This is a genomic window from Mesorhizobium sp. M6A.T.Cr.TU.017.01.1.1 (genome assembly GCF_004023115.1).
GTDB classification, from domain to species: Bacteria; Pseudomonadota; Alphaproteobacteria; order Rhizobiales; family Rhizobiaceae; genus Mesorhizobium; species Mesorhizobium mediterraneum.
Genome location: NZ_RZTA01000034.1, coordinates 1 through 20,930 on the forward strand (window position 1 = coordinate 1; position 20,930 = coordinate 20,930).

At 63.1% G+C, this 20,930-nt stretch carries 21 protein-coding genes and 1 pseudogene; 10 read left to right on the forward strand and 12 right to left on the reverse strand.

The features are described from left to right. The 3 genes and pseudogenes from EOB36_RS13380 to EOB36_RS13390 all read left to right on the forward strand — a co-directional run. Positions 1 to 326 (forward strand): annotated as a pseudogene (locus EOB36_RS13380) (heme biosynthesis protein HemY); the annotation flags it as partial. 45 nt (positions 327 to 371) lie between these two features. Then, positions 372 to 851: a TerB family tellurite resistance protein gene (locus tag EOB36_RS13385; protein ID WP_126104376.1), complete on the forward strand. Its 480-nt coding sequence runs from the start codon at positions 372 to 374 to the stop codon at positions 849 to 851. An 11-nt stretch (positions 852 to 862) separates the two neighbouring features. Continuing rightward, entirely contained in the window at positions 863 to 1,579 is a 717-nt protein-coding gene (locus EOB36_RS13390; protein ID WP_126104377.1) for a glutamine amidotransferase, read from the forward strand. A gap of 71 nt (positions 1,580 to 1,650) precedes the next feature. Here the strand turns inward: EOB36_RS13390 and EOB36_RS13395 are convergent, their stop codons facing one another. Together EOB36_RS13395 and EOB36_RS13400 are read right to left on the reverse strand one after the other, a co-directional pair. Then, positions 1,651 to 2,088, reverse strand: a complete 438-nt coding sequence (locus tag EOB36_RS13395; protein WP_095484940.1) for a VOC family protein — start codon at positions 2,086 to 2,088, stop codon at positions 1,651 to 1,653. Positions 2,089 to 2,223: 135 nt separating this feature from the next. Continuing rightward, entirely contained in the window at positions 2,224 to 2,877 is a 654-nt protein-coding gene (locus EOB36_RS13400) for a helix-turn-helix domain-containing protein (RefSeq protein WP_128285025.1), read from the reverse strand. A 78-nt stretch (positions 2,878 to 2,955) separates the two neighbouring features. Here EOB36_RS13400 and EOB36_RS13405 point away from each other — a divergent pair, with 78 nt between their 5' ends. Next, positions 2,956 to 3,570 (forward strand): NAD(P)H-dependent oxidoreductase, encoded by a 615-nt coding sequence (locus EOB36_RS13405; protein ID WP_095484942.1) that lies wholly within the window; start codon positions 2,956 to 2,958, stop codon positions 3,568 to 3,570. Between the two features lie 117 nt (positions 3,571 to 3,687). On the opposite strand, the gene EOB36_RS13410 is transcribed toward EOB36_RS13405, so the two are convergent. After that, positions 3,688 to 4,503, reverse strand: a complete 816-nt coding sequence (locus tag EOB36_RS13410; RefSeq protein ID WP_128285026.1) for an oxidoreductase — start codon at positions 4,501 to 4,503, stop codon at positions 3,688 to 3,690. Positions 4,504 to 4,591: 88 nt separating this feature from the next. Beyond that, positions 4,592 to 5,050 (reverse strand): hypothetical protein, encoded by a 459-nt coding sequence (locus tag EOB36_RS13415; protein ID WP_245458138.1) that lies wholly within the window; start codon positions 5,048 to 5,050, stop codon positions 4,592 to 4,594. Between the two features lie 88 nt (positions 5,051 to 5,138). Here EOB36_RS13415 and EOB36_RS13420 point away from each other — a divergent pair, with 88 nt between their 5' ends. After that, positions 5,139 to 5,570, forward strand: coding sequence for a helix-turn-helix domain-containing protein (locus EOB36_RS13420; RefSeq protein ID WP_206637165.1), 432 nt, complete (start codon positions 5,139 to 5,141; stop codon positions 5,568 to 5,570). A gap of 41 nt (positions 5,571 to 5,611) precedes the next feature. Here EOB36_RS13420 and fabF read toward each other — a convergent pair whose 3' ends face one another. Beyond that, positions 5,612 to 6,916 (reverse strand): beta-ketoacyl-ACP synthase II, encoded by a 1,305-nt coding sequence (fabF, locus tag EOB36_RS13425; protein WP_128285027.1) that lies wholly within the window; start codon positions 6,914 to 6,916, stop codon positions 5,612 to 5,614. A 47-nt stretch (positions 6,917 to 6,963) separates the two neighbouring features. Beyond that, complete coding sequence (locus tag EOB36_RS13430) at positions 6,964 to 7,542, reverse strand: TetR/AcrR family transcriptional regulator (RefSeq protein ID WP_126107308.1); 579 nt, start codon at positions 7,540 to 7,542, stop codon at positions 6,964 to 6,966. Positions 7,543 to 7,750: 208 nt separating this feature from the next. On the opposite strand from EOB36_RS13430, the gene EOB36_RS13435 reads away from it, so the two are divergent. Further along, positions 7,751 to 8,209 (forward strand): nuclear transport factor 2 family protein, encoded by a 459-nt coding sequence (locus tag EOB36_RS13435; RefSeq protein WP_095484945.1) that lies wholly within the window; start codon positions 7,751 to 7,753, stop codon positions 8,207 to 8,209. 150 nt (positions 8,210 to 8,359) lie between these two features. Here EOB36_RS13435 and EOB36_RS13440 read toward each other — a convergent pair whose 3' ends face one another. The 6 genes from EOB36_RS13440 to EOB36_RS13465 all read right to left on the reverse strand — a co-directional run bounded on the left by EOB36_RS13440 (position 8,360) and on the right by EOB36_RS13465 (position 16,122). Beyond that, a complete protein-coding gene (locus EOB36_RS13440) occupies positions 8,360 to 9,598 on the reverse strand; it encodes an MFS transporter (RefSeq protein ID WP_095484946.1) in 1,239 nt (412 codons plus the stop codon). A gap of 271 nt (positions 9,599 to 9,869) precedes the next feature. After that, positions 9,870 to 10,331: a MucR family transcriptional regulator gene (locus EOB36_RS13445; protein ID WP_095485124.1), complete on the reverse strand. Its 462-nt coding sequence runs from the start codon at positions 10,329 to 10,331 to the stop codon at positions 9,870 to 9,872. A 148-nt stretch (positions 10,332 to 10,479) separates the two neighbouring features. Further along, positions 10,480 to 11,184: an ROK family protein gene (locus EOB36_RS13450; protein ID WP_095484947.1), complete on the reverse strand. Its 705-nt coding sequence runs from the start codon at positions 11,182 to 11,184 to the stop codon at positions 10,480 to 10,482. Positions 11,185 to 11,201: 17 nt separating this feature from the next. Next, on the reverse strand, positions 11,202 to 12,578 hold the full coding sequence (gene zwf, locus EOB36_RS13455) for a glucose-6-phosphate dehydrogenase (RefSeq protein ID WP_128243499.1): 1,377 nt from the start codon (positions 12,576 to 12,578) through the stop codon (positions 11,202 to 11,204). Between the two features lie 16 nt (positions 12,579 to 12,594). After that, positions 12,595 to 13,611 carry a phosphogluconate dehydrogenase (NAD(+)-dependent, decarboxylating) gene (gene gnd, locus EOB36_RS13460; RefSeq protein WP_095484949.1) on the reverse strand — a complete coding sequence of 339 codons (1,017 nt, stop codon included), beginning with the start codon at positions 13,609 to 13,611 and terminating at the stop codon, positions 12,595 to 12,597. A gap of 99 nt (positions 13,612 to 13,710) precedes the next feature. Then, on the reverse strand, positions 13,711 to 16,122 hold the full coding sequence (locus EOB36_RS13465) for a glucan 1,4-alpha-glucosidase (protein WP_127206617.1): 2,412 nt from the start codon (positions 16,120 to 16,122) through the stop codon (positions 13,711 to 13,713). 207 nt (positions 16,123 to 16,329) lie between these two features. Here EOB36_RS13465 and EOB36_RS13470 point away from each other — a divergent pair, with 207 nt between their 5' ends. Genes EOB36_RS13470 through EOB36_RS13485 form a run of 4 tightly spaced genes read left to right on the forward strand, consistent with a single transcriptional unit; the run spans position 16,330 to position 20,795 of the window. Further along, entirely contained in the window at positions 16,330 to 17,343 is a 1,014-nt protein-coding gene (locus EOB36_RS13470; RefSeq protein ID WP_095484951.1) for a substrate-binding domain-containing protein, read from the forward strand. A gap of 49 nt (positions 17,344 to 17,392) precedes the next feature. Beyond that, on the forward strand, positions 17,393 to 18,862 hold the full coding sequence (locus tag EOB36_RS13475) for a sugar ABC transporter ATP-binding protein (protein ID WP_095484952.1): 1,470 nt from the start codon (positions 17,393 to 17,395) through the stop codon (positions 18,860 to 18,862). Between the two features lies 1 nt (position 18,863). After that, entirely contained in the window at positions 18,864 to 19,844 is a 981-nt protein-coding gene (locus EOB36_RS13480; RefSeq protein WP_095484953.1) for an ABC transporter permease, read from the forward strand. Between the two features lie 3 nt (positions 19,845 to 19,847). Then, a complete protein-coding gene (locus EOB36_RS13485) occupies positions 19,848 to 20,795 on the forward strand; it encodes an ABC transporter permease (RefSeq protein ID WP_128243502.1) in 948 nt (315 codons plus the stop codon). Positions 20,796 to 20,930: the final 135 nt, after the last annotated feature.

Here is a 20,930-nt window from a genome sequence, read left to right on the forward strand (position 1 = left end):
CGATGGAGCGGCTGGGGCAGCTCATCGACAGTAATGAGGACGCGGCGGATGCCACGGTGCCGACCATTGCGGCGCCAATCAAGCCGGCAAAGGAAAATGTGATCGAGCTGAACCCCGCTGTTTCGGCCGAAAGACCGACCACCGCGACGGCATCGGAAAGTGACGAAGACCAGGTAGCGCCGGTCACCGCCGCGGCCTTTGCCGCGGTGCCGCCGGATGCCGAATCTGTCGAACCGGCGGAGGAACTGGCCCGGCTGCCCGACGATCCTGGCGTCGATCCGGACGACGAAGACCAAAAATCACCACGCAAGTTTCGGTTGTTTTGATTTGGCTGAGCTTGATAGTTTTGGCCGATGGGAAGTAAGAATCACATGTTCGAACGTGTTCTGTCGTTTCTGAAGGACCTGCCAGCAGGTGGCAGCGCCCGCAACAACGCCGATGATCCGCGCGTTGCCGCATCCGCCCTTCTCTACCATGTGATGAGTGCCGACGGCGTGCGTCAGGATGCCGAATGGGAGCGCTTCAAGGCGGTGCTGGCGGAAAGCTATTCGATCAGCGGCGACGAGCTCGACGCGCTGGCCGCCGCCGGCGAGCGGGCCGACAATGAGGCGATCGACCTCTACGCCTTCACCAGCGTGTTGAAGGGCCAGCTCGATCCGGACGCGCGAAAAGCCTTCATCGGCCTGATGTGGGAAATCGTCTATGCCGATGGCGAATTGCATGAACTTGAGGACAATATCGTCTGGCGGGTCGCCGAGCTGATCGGCGTCGAACGCCGCGACCGCGTCGAGGCACGCCGCAAGGCGGCGGCCGAAGCGCCGGGCGCCACCGGAACGTCGAGCGACGAATAGACGGGATCCCCATGCCATCCACGCCGAGGCCGAGACCAAAAATCCTGATCGTGCTGCATCAGGAGAGTTCGAGCCCCGGGCGCGTCGGCCACATGCTTATCGAAGAAGGCTTCGACCTCGATCTCCGCTGCCCGCCGCTCGGCGACGCCTTGCCGGAAACACTGGACGGTCATGCCGGAACCGTGGTGTTCGGCGGACCGATGAGCGCCAATGACGAGGATGACTTCGTCCGCCGCGAGACCGACTGGCTGAAAGTTCCGCTCAGGGAGAACCGGCCGTTGCTCGGCATCTGCCTCGGCGCGCAGATGCTGGTCAATCATCTTGGCGGCAAGGTCGAGGGTCATGGCGAGGGGCTGGTCGAGATCGGCTGGTATCCGCTGAAGGCGACGGAGGATGGCCGGAAGCTGATGCACTGGCCTGACATGGTCTACCAGTTTCACCGCGAGGGCTTTTCGCTGCCGCGAGACGCGACGCTGCTGGCGACGGCCGAAACCTATCCCAACCAGGCCTTTCGTTATGGCGACAATGCCTGGGGCATCCAGTTCCATGGCGAATTGACCCGGGCGATGATGCAGCGCTGGGTCGTTCGCGGCGCGCACCGCTTCGAGTTGCCCGGCGCGCAGCCCGGCCGCGACCACCTCGGCGGCCGGCTGATCTGGGACATGCATCTGAAGCGCTGGCTCGGCGAATTCCTGCAGACGATCTTCGGCAAGCCCGCGCTGTCCTAATCTAGTCTAACAGCTGACCCTTTGTGAGACGCGCTCGCTGGTCGCCCTTCGTCATTGTCGTCGTCTTGCGCTCAGCTGAGTTCTTGGGCGAGCCCGATGAGAAGCCCTTCAGGCCCGCGGATGTAGCAGAGCCGATACGCGTCCTTGTACTGGACTACTTCGCCTACGAGCTGCGCGCCGCGATTGCGGAGCCTTTCAAGCGTCTCGTCGATGTCGTCCACGGCGAACATGACGCGGAGGTAGCCTAGAGCGTTAACCGGGGCGTTGCGGTGATCCGCGACGGCAGGCGGCGTGAGGAAGCGGGATAGCTCGAGCCGGCCGTGGCCGTCCGGCGTGCGCATCATGGCAATCTCGACGCGCTGATCGCCCAGTCCAGTGACCCGTCCGGCCCATTCTCCTTCGATCGTGCCCCGCCCTTCGAGCTCAAGACCGAGCTCGCGAAAGAAATCGATCGTCCCTTCGAGGTCATCGACGACGATTCCTACGTTGTCCATCCGTTTGAGCGCCATGTGTCCAATCTACAAGGTGTCGTCCTAGGCCGTAAACTCATAAAACTGCTTGCCAGGTGAGCATTCAGGGCTCTGGAAGGGAGCCTTGTGATGCGTCGCTGGTTGATCTGAGGGATTTTGCTCTTCGCTACTGGATTAAAAGGTTATGAGACTGCGGCCTAACGTATGCCGGGGCGCGCTTCTGGCGACCATTGCGACGATTGTTTCGAAGAGTTCGTCCCGCGCCTGCGCGGCCGTGATTTCTTCGGTCGCGGCAGCATAGGACAGGGCCCCGGCTGCGCCGAGCATCGCCCAGAGGCCCGCTGAAGCGACAGCACCAGTTCCGGCGAATGGGGCAAGCGCAATCCGGCACCTCTCGATGAACGCCGTCTCGCAGTCGCGCTTGATCCTTTCAAGCTCAGGCGAACCGGCCAGCGCCGCGATGACACCGGGTATCTCGCGGCCTTGGAGAAGCACGCAGTCGACATAGGAAGACGCGATGACCGCGGCTCTGCCCGTCAAGGTCGGTTCGCTCGCCTGAAGCGCTGCGTCCATGAGCGAATTCTGGCGCGCGTCGAATTCCCGGTAGAGCGCCGCCAGCAGCCCGGACCGCGTGCCGAAATGGTCGTAAACGACGGGTTTTGTAACAGCCGACTGCTCGGCCAGCCGCCCGAGCGTCAAGGCTTCCGTTCCTTCTTCCCCGATCAGCCGCCATGCGACGTCCAGAAGTTGGCGATGCCGTTCCTCCCGCGACAGGCGGCGACGCGGTCGCGAATGGGAAGTCTGCTCCCTTGATCCGGCGCTTGACATGCTTATGTACCATTAGTAACTTACTAAGAGTATATAAGCCTGGCCCTTCGGCCGCAACCAATCAGCAGGAGTTTTGATATGCACGCGCTGATCGTTATCGCGCATCCCGATCCCAGCTCGCTCAGCCATAGCGTCGCCAGGCATGTCGCCGAGGGTGTGTCCCTATCCGATCCCGGCAATTCCTTCGAAATTGCGGACCTTGCGGCGGAAGCTTTCGATCCAAGGTTCACCGCGACTGATCTCGCCGTTCATCGCAAGGGAGCACCGCCCTCAGCCGATGTTGCCGCCGAGCAAGCGAGGATCGATCGCGCCGATGCTCTTGTGCTGGTCTATCCCGTCTACTGGTGGTCGATGCCGGGGCTTCTCAAGGGATGGATCGATCGGGTATTCGCGAACGGTTGGGCTTACGATGAAGGCCCGGACGCCAAACTGGTGAAGAGGCTTCGCCACCTCCGGGTTCATTTGGTTGCCATCGGCGGCGCCAATTTGCGAACCTATGCGCGGCACGGCTATTTCGGAGCCATGAAGACGCAGATCGACCATGGCATCTTCGATTATTGTGGTGCGTCCGTCGTGACGTCCGAGCTCCTGCTCGGCTCGGAGACGCAGGATCCGGCCTCTCATTTCAGCGCCGCGCGCGCCATCGGCGGCAACCTCTTCAAGGCGTCCGCGCGAGGCGCGGAGGCAGCATGACCGCGTAGCGCACCGGCAGCACATGGGCACGGTGTTCGCGGCCCCCGTGCCTGGATCAGTGCCGCCTGAAGCGCCTACAATTCCTGCCGGTTCGACCGAAGCAGGATGTCGTTGACGTCAGACCGGCAGGCCGTTCTGCTTTCGCAGGCTTTTGTCGAATGCGGATGCGGGGACGAAACGGCGCAGGAAACTGACCTGGCGTGCCATTTTTCCCGCCGCATAGCGCCTCCTCGGAACGGAATCGGTCGCTGCTTTCAAGACCGTCCCGGCTACAATTTCGGGAGCATCACCTGTTTCCATCGCTTTGCGCAGGATCACATCCATGCCAGCGCGCGCAGCGTCATAGATTTCAAGCAACTGGTCCGGCCTGGCGAGATTTTCTTCAAATGACGTACGGGTATAGGCAGGCTCGACCAACACGACTCGAATTCCGAGAGGGCGCAGTTCGTGGTCGAGCGATTCGGAATAGCCCTCGATGGCATGTTTGGTCGACGCATAGAGCGCGGAATAGGGTGCTGGGATCAAACCCAGCACAGAACTCAAATTGACGATTCTGCCCGTCCCTTGACGGCGCATTGTCGGCAGGACTGCGTTGGTCACGCGGAGAACGCCGAAGACGTTCACGTCGAACAGCGCCTGAGCCTGGACGGTCGAGGACTCCTCTGCGCCTCCGAGCAGGCCGACGCCGGCATTGTTGACGAGCAGGTCGATACGCCCGGCTTCAGCCAACACGTCATCGACCAGTTTCGCAACGGACGCGTCATCGGTGACGTCGCAGGTCAGCATGGTAACGCCGTCGGATCGTTCGGCGACCGCACGACGGCTGGTTCCGAACACGCGAAAGCCCGCGTTCTGCAGGGCTTTGGCCGTTGCGTGCCCGATGCCGGTGGATGCGCCCGTCACCAGGGCGACGCCTAGATTGGTGTTGTTCATGGAAATCACTTCTTTCTTTGTGCTGGATTTGCCGGCTGCAGGCGTGCGCAAATGGAGATAGGCGCACGCCCCCGCTCCGATGAGGCCATTACTCGGCAATGGCCCCAGTTTGCTGGTTGGACACTGGTCCCACCTCGGTGACGGTAAGCTTGTCGCCGGAGCGCGAAATCTCGAGGTTTTGCTCAGGCTCGCCCAATTTCCGCGGCACGGATATCGTAGCCGACTGCCCTTCGGCGAGAGTGGCCGAGAAGCGCAAGGGAATCCCGGTCTCTCCTTCCGCTATCGTTGCGATCACCCGATAGCCGTCATTTTCGTCGGTGTAGTGTACGACGCCGCGAAAACCGCCGAGATCGATACTCTCCCCGGCCATGGCCGACAGCTCACCGGCATGCAACGGGGACGCGGCCAGGAAGAATGCCGCCACGCCACCAATAAGGTTGATCATCGCGAGGCTCCGTTTGGATGGCGCCGATCTCGGCTGGCCGGCGGCGACATGATGCATCGGTTGCGCGCTCTGACGGTTAAATTCCGGGTTGGTCCTGTTCATGAGGGTCACTCCTTCTTTGTGCTGGATTGCATTTCAAAAAGATGTTACTATCATTTCGATATTAAGTCACTATCAAAATGATATTAACATGAAAAATCTTTCCGATGCCTTTTGCCCGATCGCCCGCGGCCTCACCTGCGTCGGCGATGCGTGGAGCATGTTGATCCTTCGCGACGCGAGCCTGGGCCTCACGCGCTTTGACGAGTTCCGGAAAAGTCTGGGCATCGCTCCCACCATTCTGACCCGGCGGCTGGCGACGCTGACGGAAGAGGGACTTCTGGAACAGCGGCGCTACTCGGAGCGGCCTCCGCGCGATGAGTATGTGCTGACGGCGGCCGGACGCGATTTCTTGCCGGTGCTCATCTTACTGGGTGCGTGGGGACGCCAGTACCGCGGCGAAGGCAGGTTGGCGCGATACGTCGACGCAGAGACAGGAGAAGAAATCGAGCCGGTGGCCGTGGATGCCGTCACAGGGGCAAAGATCGGCACCCGCCCGATTCGCGTTGCAACACCCGAATAGCATCCGCGATCGCAAGCGCCGGGCTGCCAGGCGGTCGGAAGTCAATCACCGGACTCTGCGATGCTTGCGCCGGCGAGCTCGTCCGTCCAGCGCCGGAATAGCGCGCTGGCATTGACGCCTCCGAAGCCGAAGCCGTTGGAGATCGCGTAGTCCATTCCCATCGGCCGGGCTTGGTTTGCGACGAAGTCGATCCCGTCGCCCGCTGGATCCGGAGCGCTCAAATTAAGGGTTGGTGGCGCCACTTGATCCCTCAGCGCCAGGATTGCGAAGATGGCTCCAAGCCCGCCGGCGGCTCCGAGCAGGTGTCCGGTCGCCGATTTGGTTGCGCTGACAGCTATGCTGGAATCTGCGCCGAAGATTCTTTTGATCGCCTCGATTTCCCCGAGATCACCGACTGGCGTGGAGGTCGCGTGCGCATTGAGATGAGATACCTCACGCGCCGAAATGCCGGCTTGGGCAATCGCGATCTCCATGGCTCGGCGCGCGCCGTCGCCGTCCTCGGGACCGGAGGTGACGTGATGAGCATCCGCCGTCGTGCCGTAGCCGACGAGCTCGGCGAGTGGTTTCGCGCCGCGCGCAAGCGCGTGGCTCAGTTCCTCGATAATCAGGATGCCGGCCCCTTCACCCATGACGAAGCCGTCCCGCGACGTGTCGAAGGGGCGCGAGGCTTGAGCCGGCGTCTCATTGAAGCCGGTGGAAAGAGAGCGTGCGGCAGCAAACCCACCGAGACTGACGATGTTCATGCATGCTTCCGTGCCGCCGCACACGGCGATATCGGCTTCATTGGCGCGGATAAGACGGGCCGCGTCGCCGATCGCCTGAATGCCGGCCGCGCACGCCGTCACCGGTGCGCCGAGTGGCCCCTTGAGACCATAGCGGATCGAGATGTGGCCTGCCGCAAGGTTAACCAGGAAGGACGGCACCGTAAAAGGCGAGAGACGGCGGACGCCGCGCCCGTCGACCGTGCGCACCGCCTCGGTTATGGCTGGGAACCCGCCGACCCCTGAAGCAATGATCGTTGCCGTGCGCAGGCGAGCCGCTTCCAAGGCAGGCTTCCATTTCGCCTGCGCAAGCGCCTCTTCTGCCGCCGCCAGCGCAAAGAGAATGAACCGATCCACCTTGCGGCGATCTTTCGCAGCCAGGATGGCATCGGGATCGAAACCAGCGTCCGGATCTTCTTCCAAGGAGGGAACCACGCCGCCGATCTTCGCCGGCAGGTCTCCCACGACATCGTCCGAAAGTCTACGAATGCCCGAGCGACCGGCCAGGAGGCGTGACCAGGACGCTTCGACATTGGCAGCAAGGGGCGTGACCGCTCCCATGCCTGTAACGACAATTCGTCGCATCTGCTCTCCTATCAATTTGGGTGCGCCGCCAGCGTTGCCTACGCCGTTCAAGCGGCGACTGCTTCGCGAACCTGATCGGTCGCCGCATCCAGAAAAGCCTGCGCGAGATCGGGGTCGTTGACGACGCGCGAGAGCAGCACCGCGCCGACCATTGTCGAGAGAATGGCCATGGTCTTGCCGCCAGCCTCCTCGCCGTCGGCCTCGCTAACCCAACTGCCGAGCATCTCAAGGTATTCCCTGATCCCGGCCTCGAATGACGCCTTGACCTCGGCACCCTGTCTGGCGGCATCCGAGCCGAGCGCCACGACCGGGCAGCCGTCCATCTTTTCTCCGCGATGGCCCATGCTGAGGTAGAATGCGATCACCGCGCCGAGCGGATCCTCAGGCTTTGCCGCAGTCGCGGCCGACCATCGGTGAGTGGCGCTCTCCATCGCCCGCCTGGACGCCTGCGCCGCCAGGTCCTCCTTTGATGCGAACTGCTTGTAAAAGGCGCCCTGGGTCAGACCGGCTCCCTTCATAAGATCTTTAAGGCCGATGCCGTCAAAGCCGCGCTCCCGAAAAAGGCGGCTTGCCACATTGATCACGGTTTCACGGTTTTCCGCGGCCTGCATGCGACTCACGCGCATCATCATCTCCTTTTTTAGATTGCATTCGTAATCTATAACCCTTATAGAGGACGAACGCAATCTATTTCGAGATGAGGCGATGGGCATGAAAAACAGACCCGCCATCTTGCTGGCGGGCGTGGCGGCGAACGTCGTCAAAAATCACCGGACGGGAGCGCCACACGGTGCCCTCGATCACGCCATCGAATAAGTTTGGAGGAGAGGTCAAATGCTATACAGTTATTTTGTCGAGAAATCGATCCGACAGAGCTTCGACCACGTCAACAACCATCGCTGGAATGAGGCGGTGAAAGCACTCGTGCCGCGTGTCCGTCACCGCGTTTCCGGCGCCCACGCGCTTGGCGGTGAGCGCCACGACAAAGAAGCCGTGCGCCGCTGGTTTGAGCGCCTCGGCCGCGTCCTGCCCAATCTCCATCTCACGGTCAACCATATCTGGGTGAAGGGCTGGCCGTGGCATACCACCGTATTTGCCCAATGGGACGGCACCGCAACGCTGCTCAACGGCGACGCGTCGTACGTCAACCGTGGTCTCCACGTGTTCACCCTGCGGTGGGGCAGGGTCTATGCACTCGAGGAATTTTACGATTCACAAGCAGCGGCCCGCGGTCTTGCCGCCCAAGCGGCAGCTGGCCTCGAAGAAGCTGCCGCCGAACAAATTGTGAGCTAGCAGCTCGCTTGGACGGGCACCTCGACGGTGACGCCGCGGGGTCGCCTTCGTCGTTGGCGCGGTCCTCGCTGGGCATCGCCCGCAGACGACCCATCCGCCCGAATTCGATCACCTCTGCCGTCTGCTGCGCCCGGATCAGTGCGCTCTGGATCAGTTTCGCCCGTTGAGGTGGCGCACCTTGCGCAGCTGCGGGAACAGCACCGCCCACAACCCGGCGACAATGACTGCGCCGACGCCGCCAATCACCACCGCGGGCACGGTGCCGATCAACGCCGCCATGGTGCCTGCGCGGAATTCGCCGAGCTCGTTGGAGGCGCCAACGAAGACCTGGTTGACGGCGTTGACGCGACCGCGCACCTGGTCCGGGGTCCACAGCTGGATCAGCGTCTCTCTGATATAGACGCTGAACATGTCGGTGGCGCCGAGCAAGGCGAGTGCTGCGATCGACAGCCAGGTGATGGTGGAGAGGCCGAACACCACGGTAAAGGTGCCGAACAGCGCGACGAAGCCGAGCATCACTAGGCCGGCGTGGTTGCGGATCGGATGTCCGGCCAGCCAGATGGCAACGCAGATGGCGCCGATGCCCGGTGCCGAGCGCAACAGTCCGAGGCCCCACGGGCCGAGTTCGAGGATGTCGCGCGCGTAGACCGGCAGCAGTGCTGTGGCGCCGGACAAAAGCACGGCGAACAGATCGAGCGAAATGGCGCCGAGCACGATCTTCTCGCTCCAGATATAGCCGAAGCCGGCAAACAGGGTCTGCATCGTCGGCTTGTCGGTCTCGCTGCGCTGGGCTGGCTTCGGGATGGTGAAGATCAGCACCGCGGCGACAAACATCAGAACGGCAGCGGTGCCGTATGCTGCTTCGGCCGAAAGCCCGTAGAGCAGGCCGCCGGCGACGGGTCCAATGATGGTTGCCGTCTGCCAGGCTGACGAATTCCAGGCGATTGCGTTGCCAAAATCCTCTGGTGGCACGAGATTGGCGAACAGCGACGCTGCGGCCGGTCCGAAGAAGGCGCGCGCGATGCCGAACATGGCGAGCACGCCGAAGATCAAGCCCGGTCCGCTAAGGCCGCGCAGCGTCAGCAGCAGCAGAGCCAGCGCGCAGATCGCCTCCAGCAGGACCGTCAGCGCCATAATCAGACGGCGTCCGAAACGGTCGGCGACCACCCCGGTGACCAGCACCAGCAGCAGCGAAGGCAGGAACTGGACAATGCCGACAAGCCCGAGATCGAACGGATCACGGGTCAGGTCATACACCTGCCAGCCGACGGCGACGGATACGATCTGGGTGGCGAATGTGGAGAGGAAGCGCGCCGCCCAATAGCTCAGGAAGGGTTTGTGGCGGAAGGCGGCATAGCGCTGGTCGGGTGATGTTTGTTCGGCTGTCATTTGTGAATGGCCCCGGCGAGACTGTGTATCGGCCGGCGGGGCTCTTCCACAATGGGCGCTGGTCCGACCACAGCGCTTTTTAGCGCAGTTCGGTGCGGGGCGCGCGCAAAAATCGGCTCTGGATCAAGGGTTTCCAGGTGAGATTGGCGAAATTCTTTTCGAAGGCGTCCTTCTCCCCGTCACTATACGGGGAGAAGTGCCCGGCAGGGCGATGAGGGCAGCGCAAACCTGAAGCGATCAGAGAGATGTCCGCCGGGCGTCGAACGGCGTGTCAGACCGTGGCCTTGGGCTTCCTGGTCTTCTTGACGGGCGCCGGCGGGGCGGCCTTACGGCCGAGGCCGATTGCCTTCGCCAGTTGCGAGCGCGAGGCCGCATAGTTGGGGGCAACCATCGGATAGTCGGCCGGCAAGCCCCATTTGGCGCGGTAGGCGTCCGGTGTCAGCCCGAAATGAACACCGATATGGCGCTTCAGGGATTTGAACTTCTTGCCGTCCTCAAGGCAGACGATGTAGTCCGGCGTTACCGATTTCTTTGGGTTGACCGCGGGGATCAGCGGCGCTGCCACCGGAACGGCGGGTTGTCCGAGTCCACCTATCGACGCGCTGACGCTCGCGATGAGATCGCCGAGGCCGGAAGCGGGCAAGCGGTTCTTCTCGACGTAGGCGGACACGATGTGAGCGGTCAGCTCGAGAAGGTCGATGTCCTTGCGGGCCTTGTTGCTGTCGTCGGTCAATCTATTTTCTCCGTCCGTGGGGGTCATAGAGTTCCTAGTCGGCAAATCTGCGTAACGCAATGACGCCGAGCCACGTCGCACATTATTTTGAATAACAATACTAACGGCAGGGTCGGTTCAACAGGTCTGACCCCAAACCGCCATAATATCAGATAATCAGGGATTTGTCGCGCCACAGTCGAAACCCACCTTCGAAGGCGCGTGTGTTGTCGCCGCGCCTGCAACCGGCAGGCAACTCGTCGAGTTCGTCGACATTGCCGCCGCCGATGACCACATAGTCAGGCTGCATGGCGGCGCGAAGCCGCTCGATGACGTCGAAGACGTGCTTGCGCCATTTCTTCCTGCCGCGCTTCTCCAGGCCGCGTTCGCCGACATAGTCCTCGAAACTGCGGCCCTTCTTGTAAGGAAGATGCGCGAGCTCCATCGGCTGGGCGACGTTGTCTACGATCATCGCAGCACCCAGGCCCGTTCCCAGACCCAGGAACAGCATGCGCCCACCCTCGTAGCTGCCGACAGCCTGCATCAACGCGTCGTTGATCACCTTCACCGGCTTGCCGAACTGCGCTGCGAAGTCGCATCCGACCCAGCCCTTTCCGAGATTGGCCGGGTCGGTCAGCGGCCGGTTGTGATGCACCGGGCCGGGATAACCCATCGAGACGACGTCGTAGGGCAAGCCATCGGCGAGTGCCTGCACGGCCGCGATCATCTGCTGCGGCGTCAGCCCGGGTCCGGAATCGGCCTTGCGCTCCTCGCCGCCGGCGCTGGTAAGGATCTTGACATGGGAGCCGCCAATATCGATCGCAAGCACGATCTTTTCGCTGTCCTGTGCCGGCTTTTTCGCCACCTTGGCCATTGCGTCGCCTCTCCAATTCATTTCGCCGGATTGATCCAGCCGTTCGGCGGTCCAAACCCGGCCATCGCATCGGCAGGCCCCCATGTCCCCGGCTCATAACGCGGGGGCGGCGTGGTGTCGCCAAGCACCGGGCCGACGATCCGCCAGGCAAGCTCGCTGGCGTCTTGGCGGGTGAACAACTGGCCGTTGCCGTTCATGGCATCGCCGATCAGGCGCTCATAGGGCGGCATGTCGTCCTTGCTGTCGTCGAGCGCGGTCAGCTCGACCTGCTCGCCGATCATGTCGTCACCGGCGGCCTTGCGCTGGGCGCCGATCGAGATCGCTACTTGCGGATCGATGCGGAAGCGCACGTGGTTGGCGTCGTCGGGCTTGATCGGGTCGAAGACGTCGAGCGGCGGCCGCTTCAGCCGCACGATTACCTCGGTGGCGTGCACCGGCATCGATTTGCCGGCGCGGATGAAGAAGGGCACGTCCTGCCAGCGCCATGTGTCGACGAAGAAACGCACCGCCGCGAAGGTCTCGACCGGCGAATTCGGCGCCACCCCGGGCTCCTGGAGATAGCCTTTGAATTGGCCGCGCACGACATCGTCTTTGGTCAGTGTCCGGATTGCCCGCAGAACCTGCACCTTCTCGTCGATCAGATCGTCAGCCGAGCGGCCAACGGGCGGTTCCATGGCGAGCAGCAACAGGATGTTGAGCAAATGGTTCTCGATGACGTCGCGGATGCAGCCGACCTCGTCGTAGAAGCGGCCGCGGCCTTCGACGCCGAAATCCTCGGCCATGGTGATCTGCACGCTTTCGACGAAATTGCGGTTCCAGATCGGCTCGAGAAAGGAATTGGCGAAGCGGAAATAGAGCAGGTTCTGGATCGCCTCCTTGCCGAGATAATGGTCGATGCGGAAGATCGACTGCTCATCGAATACCAGATGCAGCACCCGGTTCAGCCAGCGCGCCGATTGCAGATCGTGGCCGAAGGGCTTTTCCACCATCAGGCGCGCACCCTGGGCCGCACCCGACTGCTCCAGCCCCTGGATGACCGTCTCGAACATGGTCGGCGGAACCGCCAGATAGTGCAGGGGATGCTGCGCGGTCCCCAGCACGCTTTTCAGCTTCTCGAATGTCGCAGCGCCACGGTAGTCGCCGCTGACATAGCGAAGCAGCGAGGCGAGTTTCGCGAAGATTTTTTCGTCGACCTTGCCGGTCGCCTTGACGATGCCGTCGCGGGCTCGCGCCTGCAACTGCTGCAGGTCCCAGGCGTCGAAAGCGACGCCGATCACCGGCTCGGTGAGCGTTCCCTTGGCGACCATGGCGTAAAGTGCGGGGAAGATCTTCTTGTGGGCGAGATCGCCGGTTGCCCCGAAAAGCACCAGCGTATCGGACCGTTCCAGGCTCATGAGCGTGTCTCCCCCGTCACGAGCCGGCCTTCGGCTTTTCGACATGGCCGCCGAAAGCGTAACGCATGGCGGATAGCAGCTTGTCGGCGAACTCGGATTCGCCTTGCGAGGAGAAGCGGTCGAACAGGGCTGAGGACAGAACCGGCGCCGGCACGCCGGTGTCGATGGCCGCCTTCAGCGTCCAGCGGCCTTCGCCAGAATCCGAAACCCGGCCGCCGAACTGCGTCAGCCCCGAATCGGCCTTCAACACGCCCGCCGTCAGATCGAGCAGCCAGGAGCCGATGACGCTGCCATGCCGCCAGACCTCGGCCACCTCAGCGATATCGATGTCGAACTGGTAATATTGGGGATTTTCCAATGGACTGGTTTCAGCATCGGCCGTCCGCTGCCGCTTGCCCGCATTGGCCGACTTCAAAATGTTCATGCCCTCGGCATAGGCGGCCATGACGCCGTATTCGATGCCGTTGTGGACCATCTTGACGAAGTGGCCGGCGCCGCTTGGTCCGCAGTGGAGATAACCGAACGGGGCCGTTCCGGCATCCTTTCCCGGAGCAAGTGCCCCGGCATCGGTGCCCGGCGCCAGGGTCGCGAAGACCGGGTCGAGATGCTGGACCGCGCTGTCGGGGCCGCCGATCATTAGGCAATAGCCGCGCTCGAGGCCCCAGACGCCGCCGCTGGTGCCGACATCGACATAGCTCAGGCCTTTCAAGGCCAGACGCGCTGCATGGTCGACAGCCTCGTGATAATAGGAATTGCCGCCATCGATGATGATGTCGCCCGGCTCCATCAATGCGGCCACCTGATCGACGATTCGGCCGGTGATCGCCGCCGGCAGCATCAGCCAGGCGCTGCGCGGCTTGGTCAGCTTGCCGACGAACTCCTCCATCGACGCCGCTCCGATCGCGCCTGCCGTCACAAGGGCTGCGACGCTGGCCGGGTTGATGTCGTAGACCACGCATTCGTGACCATCGCGCAGCAGGCGCCGCACCATATTGGCGCCCATCCTGCCCAGTCCCATCATTCCGATCTGCATGTTTCTCGTCCTGATTCTTGAGGGATAGAAAACCTATTGGCTCTATTGTTGGAGCATGATCTTTTCCGAAAACCGGGTTCCACTTTTCGGGATCATGCTCTAATCCAGCTTGTCGATACCGATAGAAAAGTCGACATTCTCCCAACGGCCGGCATCGGACCAGAAAAAAGTAAAGACGATCGTATTGCCCGGCGAAACATCGGCAACCGGCAGATCCGTGAGATGGATGCCGAAGGCATTCTCGGTCGTCTCGGCGTCATGGGCGGTCGCCCAATTGTCGCTGCTCCAATGCACCACCGCTCGGGCCAGCAGCTCGACGCGCAGCATCTTGCCGGCGGGCAGGATGCGGACCTTGTGGTTGAAGCGCCATGTCCGGCGCGGCGACACGGTCCTGTCCTCGATGTAGCGCTTCACGCCTTGCGGCGGCATGTCGAAGACGGCGCCGTCGCTCAGCGAACGCAGCAGCTTGATGTGCTCCGAATGCGCCCAGACCAGCGGCATGGCGCTGCCCGATGGTCGGCCGCGCCACAATTCCCTTTCCGGCATGTCGGGACCGTCCCAGACCTGCTCGGGCAGCAGGCCGCCAGACCCGGCCGAGGCCTCGAACGTCTTCAGCAGGCTCGCCGCTCTGTCCTTGCGCCCCGCCGCCAGCTCGTAATGCGCGCGCTCGCCGGTGAGCAGCGGCCAAGCGCGACCCTGCCCGGTCCCGTCGAAGGGCGCGCCGTCGGCGTGTTCGCCATAGCCGTCGCCGCTATAGCGATACCAGACAGGCCCCTGCGGCAGGTCGCAGCGCAGCCGCGCATCGATGACCTTGACCGTGTCGACGACGCGCGGATCGTCGGCGGCCCTGAGGCCGAAGCGGACGAGCGCCAGCGCATCCGGGCTGACGATCGCCTCGGCCGGCCGGTCCGTATCGGCGGGCGGTCGGTTCTTGATCGGGACATAACCGTGTTTCGGCGACGCCGCGCCGGCGGTGTCGGGCGGCGCAATACGGACGTAGTAGCCTGCGACGCCAACCTCTTCGCACAGTGGAGTGCCAGTGACATAGGTCCAGCGCTCGATCTGGTCGTTCCAGACATCGGCGGTTTCACGCAGATAATTTGCCGGCTCTGCTTTGCCGCAAACACCGAACATGTCGGCCGCCGCAAGCAGCGCTGCGATCTCGACGGCAAGCGTGAACGGGCTGTAGCCGGCGTCCTCCTCCCAGCGGTCCTCGCCGGTGACCGGACCATTGCGCACGACATAGGAAGCGGCGCGCTCGATCATCGGCATGAAGGCGAGCAGCTTGGCGTGCGGCAGGTGCCCGGCCCGGCGCAGCGCGTCGGCGAGCAGCAGCGGAAAGGCGCATTCGTCCATCTGAATGCCGGGCCAATAGGCTGACCCGTCGAGCCAGGCATTCTGCGGCCAATGGCCGTCAGGCTGCTGGATGGAACGGAGATAGGCGAGAATCTCAAGCGCTTGCGCCGGATCGCCGGCGGCCAGGAAGCCGCCCGCGGTTTCGACCAGGTCGCGCGGCCAGACCAGGTGATAGCCGCCGAGATCGTCGTCGCCCATGCTGAAGCCCCATGGGATCGACAGGCTGGCGACGGCTGCGCCGGATTTCGCGGACGACCGGTGCGCTGCCAAAACAGCCGTGCTGACGCGATAGGTGTTGATCCCGGATACTGCATGCCGGTCGAGCGGAAGCAACCCTTTCTGCCATTTGCGCCATTTTTCGACATAGACCTCGGCAGCGGCATCGAAGCCTTGCTTCAAGCTGGCGGAAGCAACCCCCGCCGCCTCTTGCGGTGTTGCCCCAAAACCCAGCGCCAGCAAGACTTTTGGGTTCTCGGCCGAAAAGCCAATCTCCCCTGTCAGCGCTACATTGCCGTTCTCTGCCCTTTGATAAGCCGGATCGAACCGGCCGTCACAATGGAGTTGCTGCCACCCGTCGGAGGCGCCGACATAGCCGGCCGAGCAGGCTCCCCAAGGCAGCGACGAGGCGAGCGCCAAGTAAACACCACGCCCCGATGCAAACAGGACAGGCTTTCCCTCGTAGTCGTCGACCCAGGCGGTATTGCCCATGCCGGCGTTGACCAGATGCGGCGCCAGCAGCGCGTAGACGCGGTGATCGGCAACCGTGCCTCTCAGCAGCGTGAAGCTGATTTCCTGCAGCAAAACGGGACGTTCCGGATCCGTAATGATCCGCTTTTCGATCCGGTAGGTGCCATCAGCCGCGGTGTTGACCAACCTGTAGGCGGGCACGCCGTCCTCGAACGGCTCGATGCTGTGTTCGGCATCGCGCTTCTCTTCCGAGAAATAGCCGCCCGGTCCCGTGACGACCAACCCCATGTCGCGCGTGCAGGCGCTGTCCAGGTGGGGATAGTAGATCTCGTTGAGGATGCCGTGGCTGATCGTGAACCAGACGCGGCTAGCCAGTGAAAGCGCGGTGCCGACACCGCTCTTGGCGCTCGAGGTCCAGCGCGCCGCAATTCCGGGTGCGCCCGGCGCATCAGTCGGCGTCACTGCCATTCGATTTGGGCCTCCAGACCCTTCCCTAGCCCATGAACCAAAGGCTTTTCAATCATGCACCGCAAGTTGATCGCCAACTCTGCGCGGATTGCAGTTGACAGCTTGCGAGCCATCTGCATTTGTCTGACAATAGATAAAAAACAGGGACGCGAATTTAACAACCATCAGCAGTCAACAAAAGATCAGCAACTCAGGGAGGAGTATGACATGAAGAAAATGCTCATTTTGGGGGCATTCGCGGCGATGCTCGCGTCAGGCACCGCACTGGCCGATACCAGCGACAAGAAGATCGCCTTCTCCAACAATTATGCCGGCAATTCGTGGCGCCAGGCGATGCTCGACAGCTATGCCATCGTGACCAAGAAGGCGGTCGCGGACGGGGTGGTGGCAGCCGCGGACATCTTCACGACGGCCGACAAGGAGGTGCCGACCCAGGCGGCCCAAGTCCAGAACCTGATCCTGCAAGGCTATGACGCGATCGTCATCAACGCCGCCTCGCCGGATGCGCTCAACGGCGCCGTCAAGCAGGCCTGCGATGCCGGCATTGTCGTCGTCTCCTTCGACGGCATTGTCACCGAGCCTTGCGCCTACCGCGTGGTCGTCGACTTCAAGGACATGGGCAAGCAGGAAGTCGAGCAGATGGCCAAGTTCCAGCCCAAGGGCGGCAATCTGCTGGAAATCCGCGGCCTTGCCGGCACGTCGATCGATGACGCCATCCATGCCGGAATTCTGGAAGGCGTCGCCGCTCATCCCGAGTTCAAGATCGTCGGTTCGGTGACCGGCGACTGGGATCAGACCACAGCACAGAAGGCGGTCGCGACGATCCTGCCGTCGCTGCCGGAAATCGTCGGCGTCGTCGATCAGGGCGGCGACGGCTATGGCGCGGCACAAGCCTTCGCCGCCGCCGGCAAGCCGCGCCCGACCATCATCATGGGCAATCGTCAGGACGAGCTGCAATGGTGGAAGGAACAAAAGGACAAGGACGGCTACCAGACCTGGTCGGCCTCCATCGCGCCGGGCGTATCGTCGCTGGCCTTCTGGGTAGCGCAGCAGGTGCTCGACGGCCGCACCGACATCCCGCATGATCTTTTGGTGCCATACCTCGCGTTCACCCAAGATGATTTCGAGGCCGCGCTGCCGAAAATCCCCAAGGGTGGTGTCGCCAGCCACGAATACACACAGGAAGACGCCATCGCGGCGATCAAAGCCAACATCAAGTGAGCATGGCACATCCAATGCCGCACGCGTTGCCGACCGGATATCGCTAGGGATGCCCGAGGCCGGCGCAGACATCATCCGGCTGGACGGCGCCGAAAAACATTTTGGCGCCGTCCGTGCCCTCGCCGGCGTCGATTTCCACGTCGGTGCCGGTGAATGCGTTGGTCTCGTCGGCCACAATGGTGCGGGCAAGTCGACGCTCATGCATATGGTGGCGGGCACGCTAGTGCCCGACAGCGGCCAGATCGCAGTGCGTGGCGGCATCGAGAACAATTATTCGGTGCCGCGCGCCCAACAGCTCGGCATACGCTGCGTGTTCCAGGAACTCTCGCTCTGCCCGAACCTCAGCGTTGCCGAGAACACGCGTATCAACCACCCGGCATTGCGCGGCCTCGGCTGGCGACGCAAGGCTGCCGATCTCATCACGGCCAAGCTCGACGAGATCTTCCCGGACCACAGCATCTCCGCCTCCGATATCGCCGGCGACCTCTCCATCGGCAGGCGGCAGATGGTCGAGGTGGCGCGTGCCTTCACTGTGACGCAGGATCCGCTCGAACTGGTCATCCTCGACGAGCCGACATCGTCGCTCGACGCGCATACGGCCGGCCAGCTGCTGGCATTCGTCCGGCGCTTTGTCGCCGAAGGCAAGAGCTGCATCCTGATCTCGCATGTCCTTGGCGAGGTGCTCGGGAATGCCGACCGCATCGTGGTGATGCGCGACGGCAAGGTCGTTGCGTCAGATGCGGCAACGGCTTTCGATCGCGACAGGCTGGTGACGACCATGGGTGGGGCGGAAGCGCGTGAGAAGATCGCGGCCGAAATTGCGACCCAAAAGCCGGAGACCGGCCCGTTGCGGGTCCGGGCCCGCCCAGCGCGGCAGCAGGACGGCAACGAGCTTGTCGCGCATGCGGGCGAGATCATCGGCCTTGCCGGGCTGGCCGGCCATGGGCAAACCGACCTGCTGCTGGCGATCTTCGCCGCTGCGGCGCGCTCTAAAACCGGCATAGAGGTCACCGCGCCGGTAGCGCTAGTGGCCGGTGACCGGCAGTCGGACGGGATTTTCCCGCAATGGTCGATTGCGCAAAACATCGGCATCCGCTCGCTGAAGCGATTGCGCAACGGCCTGCTGATCTCGCCGCAGCGCGAAGCCGAGCTCGCCGACTTCTGGCGAGGGAAAATCGGCATCCGCACTCCGGACATGAACAACAACATCTTCTCGCTGTCCGGCGGCAACCAGCAGAAGGCCTTGTTTGCCCGGGCGCTCGGCTCCGACGCGAAGATCGTGCTGATGGACGACCCGATGCGGGGGGTCGATATCGGCACCAAGCTCGAGGTCTACGACCTCGTGCGCGAAGAAGCTGGCCGCGGCCGCACCTTCCTCTGGTACACCACGGAAACCGAAGAGCTCGACAATTGCCACCATATCTACGTCTTCAAGAACGGCCGGATCGTCGCCAATCTTGGGCGCGACGAGCTGACGGAGGAAAAGATCATCCAGTCCTCGTTCGGCGACGCGGCCTGAGATGACGGCAGCACCTGTCGAGACCGGCCTCAAAGGTTCCGCCGAGCGTGACAGGCTAGCGCGGGCGCGCCTGTTGCGCAGCCTGCTGCCGGCTTTATCGCTGGTGCTTGTGCTGCTGGCGATCGCGTGGCTCAACCCGCGCGCCATCAGCTATTTCGGCTTCAGCCTGATGCTCAATTTGGCGATCCCGATCGCCCTGGCGACGATCGCGCAGATGTTCGTCATCGCCGGCAACGAGCTCGACCTGTCGATCGGCACCTTCGTCGGTTTCGTCGGCTGCGTCACGGCGACGTGGCTGAAGGACGCGCCACTGGTCGGCATCTTGATCCTGCTCGGCTCGATCGGTGTCTACGCGCTGCTCGGCGCGCTGATCCATCTGCGCAACCTGCCTTCGATCGTGGTGACGCTCGGCATGAGTTTTGTCTGGCAGGGGCTCGCCATCCTCATCCTGCCGAAGCCCGGCGGCAAGGCGCCGGACTGGTTGCTGTCGCTCATGGCTTTCAAGCCGCCTTTCATTCCCTTTCCGATCATTGCCGCGCTGCTGATCGCGGCGGTCGTTTATTTCGGACTGATGCGCACCTCCTATGGCGTGATCCTGCGCGGATCGGGCGGCAATGCCGCGGCACTCAGCCGTGCCGGCTGGTCGCTGCTCAAGACCAAGATCATCCTGTTTGCACTCGCCGGCCTGTTCGGGGTGCTGTCCGGCATGGCCTTGATCGGCATCACCACCTCGGCCGACGCCAATATCGGCAATGGCTACACGCTGCTTTCGATCGCCGGCGTCATCCTCGGTGGCGGCGAATTCGTCGGCGGCCGGGTGTCGCCGATCGGCGCGGTGATCGGCGCGCTGACGCTGGCGCTGGCCGCGTCGCCACTGCTGACCTTCATGCACATTCCGCCCGATTGGCAGGTGGCCGCCAATGGCGCCATCCTGATCATCGTGCTGGCGGCCCGGGTGCTGATCAGCCGCAGGGAGAGGTGAGCGATGGCATCGTTGCGATTGCTGCTCGCCAAACCGTGGATCTGGTCCTTCATCGGCGCGCTGCTGGTGTGGTTGGCGACGATTGCCTTCACCGGCGGATATGGCGGCGGCGGCATGATCACGGCAGCACTTTCGCTCGCCGTCTTCACCGTCATCGTCGGTGTCGGCCAGATGTTCGTCATCACGCTCGGGCCGGGCAATGTCGACCTGTCGCTGCCGGCCAATATCGGCCTCGCCAGCGCCGTTGCCATGAAGGTGATGGACGGCAATGATTCGATGATCGCCGTCGGGCTTCTGGCGGCGCTGGCCTGCGGCATGGCGGTCGGTGCCGCCAACTATCTCTTGATCTGGGCGCTGCGCATTCCGCCGATCATCGCCACATTGTCGGCGAGCTTCATTATCCAGTCGATCGACATCAGCTATGGTCGCGGCTTGCAGATCAAGCCGCCGCCGGGCTTCGCCAGTTTTACCAACTGGCAGATTCTGGGCATTCCGGTCCTGGCGATCCTCACCGTGCTGTTCACCATCGGCGCTGCCATCGCGCTGCAGCGCATGATCTATGGCCGCTCTGTGCTGGCGATCGGCCAGAACCTCCGCGCCGCGTGGTTGGCCGGCATCAATGTTGGCCGCATCCGCTTCCTCACCTACACGCTGTCGGGCGCGCTCGGCGGCCTCGACGGGGCGTTGCTCGCCGGCTATTTCCGCGGCGCCAATGTCGATATCGGCAATGAATACCTGCTGGCCTCGATCGCCGTCGTCGTCATCGGCGGCACGTCGGTGGCGGGCGGCAAGGCCAATGTGCCGGGTGTCTGGGGCGCGGCGCTGTTCCTGGTGCTGCTCCTGACCATGCTCAACACGTTCGGCGTCAGCGCCGGCGTCCGGCTGCTGCTGACGGGGCTGATCATCGTCGGCGTCATCACCGCCGCCGGCGGCCAGAAGGCGCTGCGCTGATCACACCTTCGTCATCCTCGGGCTTGACCCGAGGATCCTGCCGTGACCCTCGCCGAAGATTGCGGCGGGTACGGATTCTGCACCGCTGCGGCGCTCTGATGTCACGGCATGGATCCTGGGGTCTGCGCCGCGTCG

What these genes read in the sequence shown, in the direction of transcription:
- EOB36_RS13405 (WP_095484942.1), top strand. Translation starts at nt 2,956, where the DNA reads ATGCACGCGCTGATCGTTATCGCGCATCCCGATCCCAGCTCGCTCAGC.
- EOB36_RS13400 (WP_128285025.1), bottom strand. Translation starts at nt 2,877, where the DNA reads ATGTCAAGCGCCGGATCAAGGGAGCAGACTTCCCATTCGCGACCGCGT.
- EOB36_RS13435 (WP_095484945.1), top strand. Translation starts at nt 7,751, where the DNA reads ATGCTATACAGTTATTTTGTCGAGAAATCGATCCGACAGAGCTTCGAC.
- EOB36_RS13450 (WP_095484947.1), bottom strand. Translation starts at nt 11,184, where the DNA reads ATGGCCAAGGTGGCGAAAAAGCCGGCACAGGACAGCGAAAAGATCGTG.
- EOB36_RS13470 (WP_095484951.1), top strand. Translation starts at nt 16,330, where the DNA reads ATGAAGAAAATGCTCATTTTGGGGGCATTCGCGGCGATGCTCGCGTCA.
- EOB36_RS13485 (WP_128243502.1), top strand. Translation starts at nt 19,848, where the DNA reads ATGGCATCGTTGCGATTGCTGCTCGCCAAACCGTGGATCTGGTCCTTC.
- EOB36_RS13465 (WP_127206617.1), bottom strand. Translation starts at nt 16,122, where the DNA reads ATGGCAGTGACGCCGACTGATGCGCCGGGCGCACCCGGAATTGCGGCG.
- zwf (WP_128243499.1), bottom strand. Translation starts at nt 12,578, where the DNA reads ATGAGCCTGGAACGGTCCGATACGCTGGTGCTTTTCGGGGCAACCGGC.
- EOB36_RS13430 (WP_126107308.1), bottom strand. Translation starts at nt 7,542, where the DNA reads ATGCGCGTGAGTCGCATGCAGGCCGCGGAAAACCGTGAAACCGTGATC.
- EOB36_RS13415 (WP_245458138.1), bottom strand. Translation starts at nt 5,050, where the DNA reads ATGAACAGGACCAACCCGGAATTTAACCGTCAGAGCGCGCAACCGATG.
- fabF (WP_128285027.1), bottom strand. Translation starts at nt 6,916, where the DNA reads ATGCGACGAATTGTCGTTACAGGCATGGGAGCGGTCACGCCCCTTGCT.
- EOB36_RS13475 (WP_095484952.1), top strand. Translation starts at nt 17,393, where the DNA reads ATGCCCGAGGCCGGCGCAGACATCATCCGGCTGGACGGCGCCGAAAAA.
- EOB36_RS13440 (WP_095484946.1), bottom strand. Translation starts at nt 9,598, where the DNA reads ATGACAGCCGAACAAACATCACCCGACCAGCGCTATGCCGCCTTCCGC.
- EOB36_RS13480 (WP_095484953.1), top strand. Translation starts at nt 18,864, where the DNA reads ATGACGGCAGCACCTGTCGAGACCGGCCTCAAAGGTTCCGCCGAGCGT.
- EOB36_RS13420 (WP_206637165.1), top strand. Translation starts at nt 5,139, where the DNA reads ATGAAAAATCTTTCCGATGCCTTTTGCCCGATCGCCCGCGGCCTCACC.
- EOB36_RS13395 (WP_095484940.1), bottom strand. Translation starts at nt 2,088, where the DNA reads ATGGCGCTCAAACGGATGGACAACGTAGGAATCGTCGTCGATGACCTC.
- gnd (WP_095484949.1), bottom strand. Translation starts at nt 13,611, where the DNA reads ATGCAGATCGGAATGATGGGACTGGGCAGGATGGGCGCCAATATGGTG.
- EOB36_RS13385 (WP_126104376.1), top strand. Translation starts at nt 372, where the DNA reads ATGTTCGAACGTGTTCTGTCGTTTCTGAAGGACCTGCCAGCAGGTGGC.
- EOB36_RS13390 (WP_126104377.1), top strand. Translation starts at nt 863, where the DNA reads ATGCCATCCACGCCGAGGCCGAGACCAAAAATCCTGATCGTGCTGCAT.
- EOB36_RS13410 (WP_128285026.1), bottom strand. Translation starts at nt 4,503, where the DNA reads ATGAACAACACCAATCTAGGCGTCGCCCTGGTGACGGGCGCATCCACC.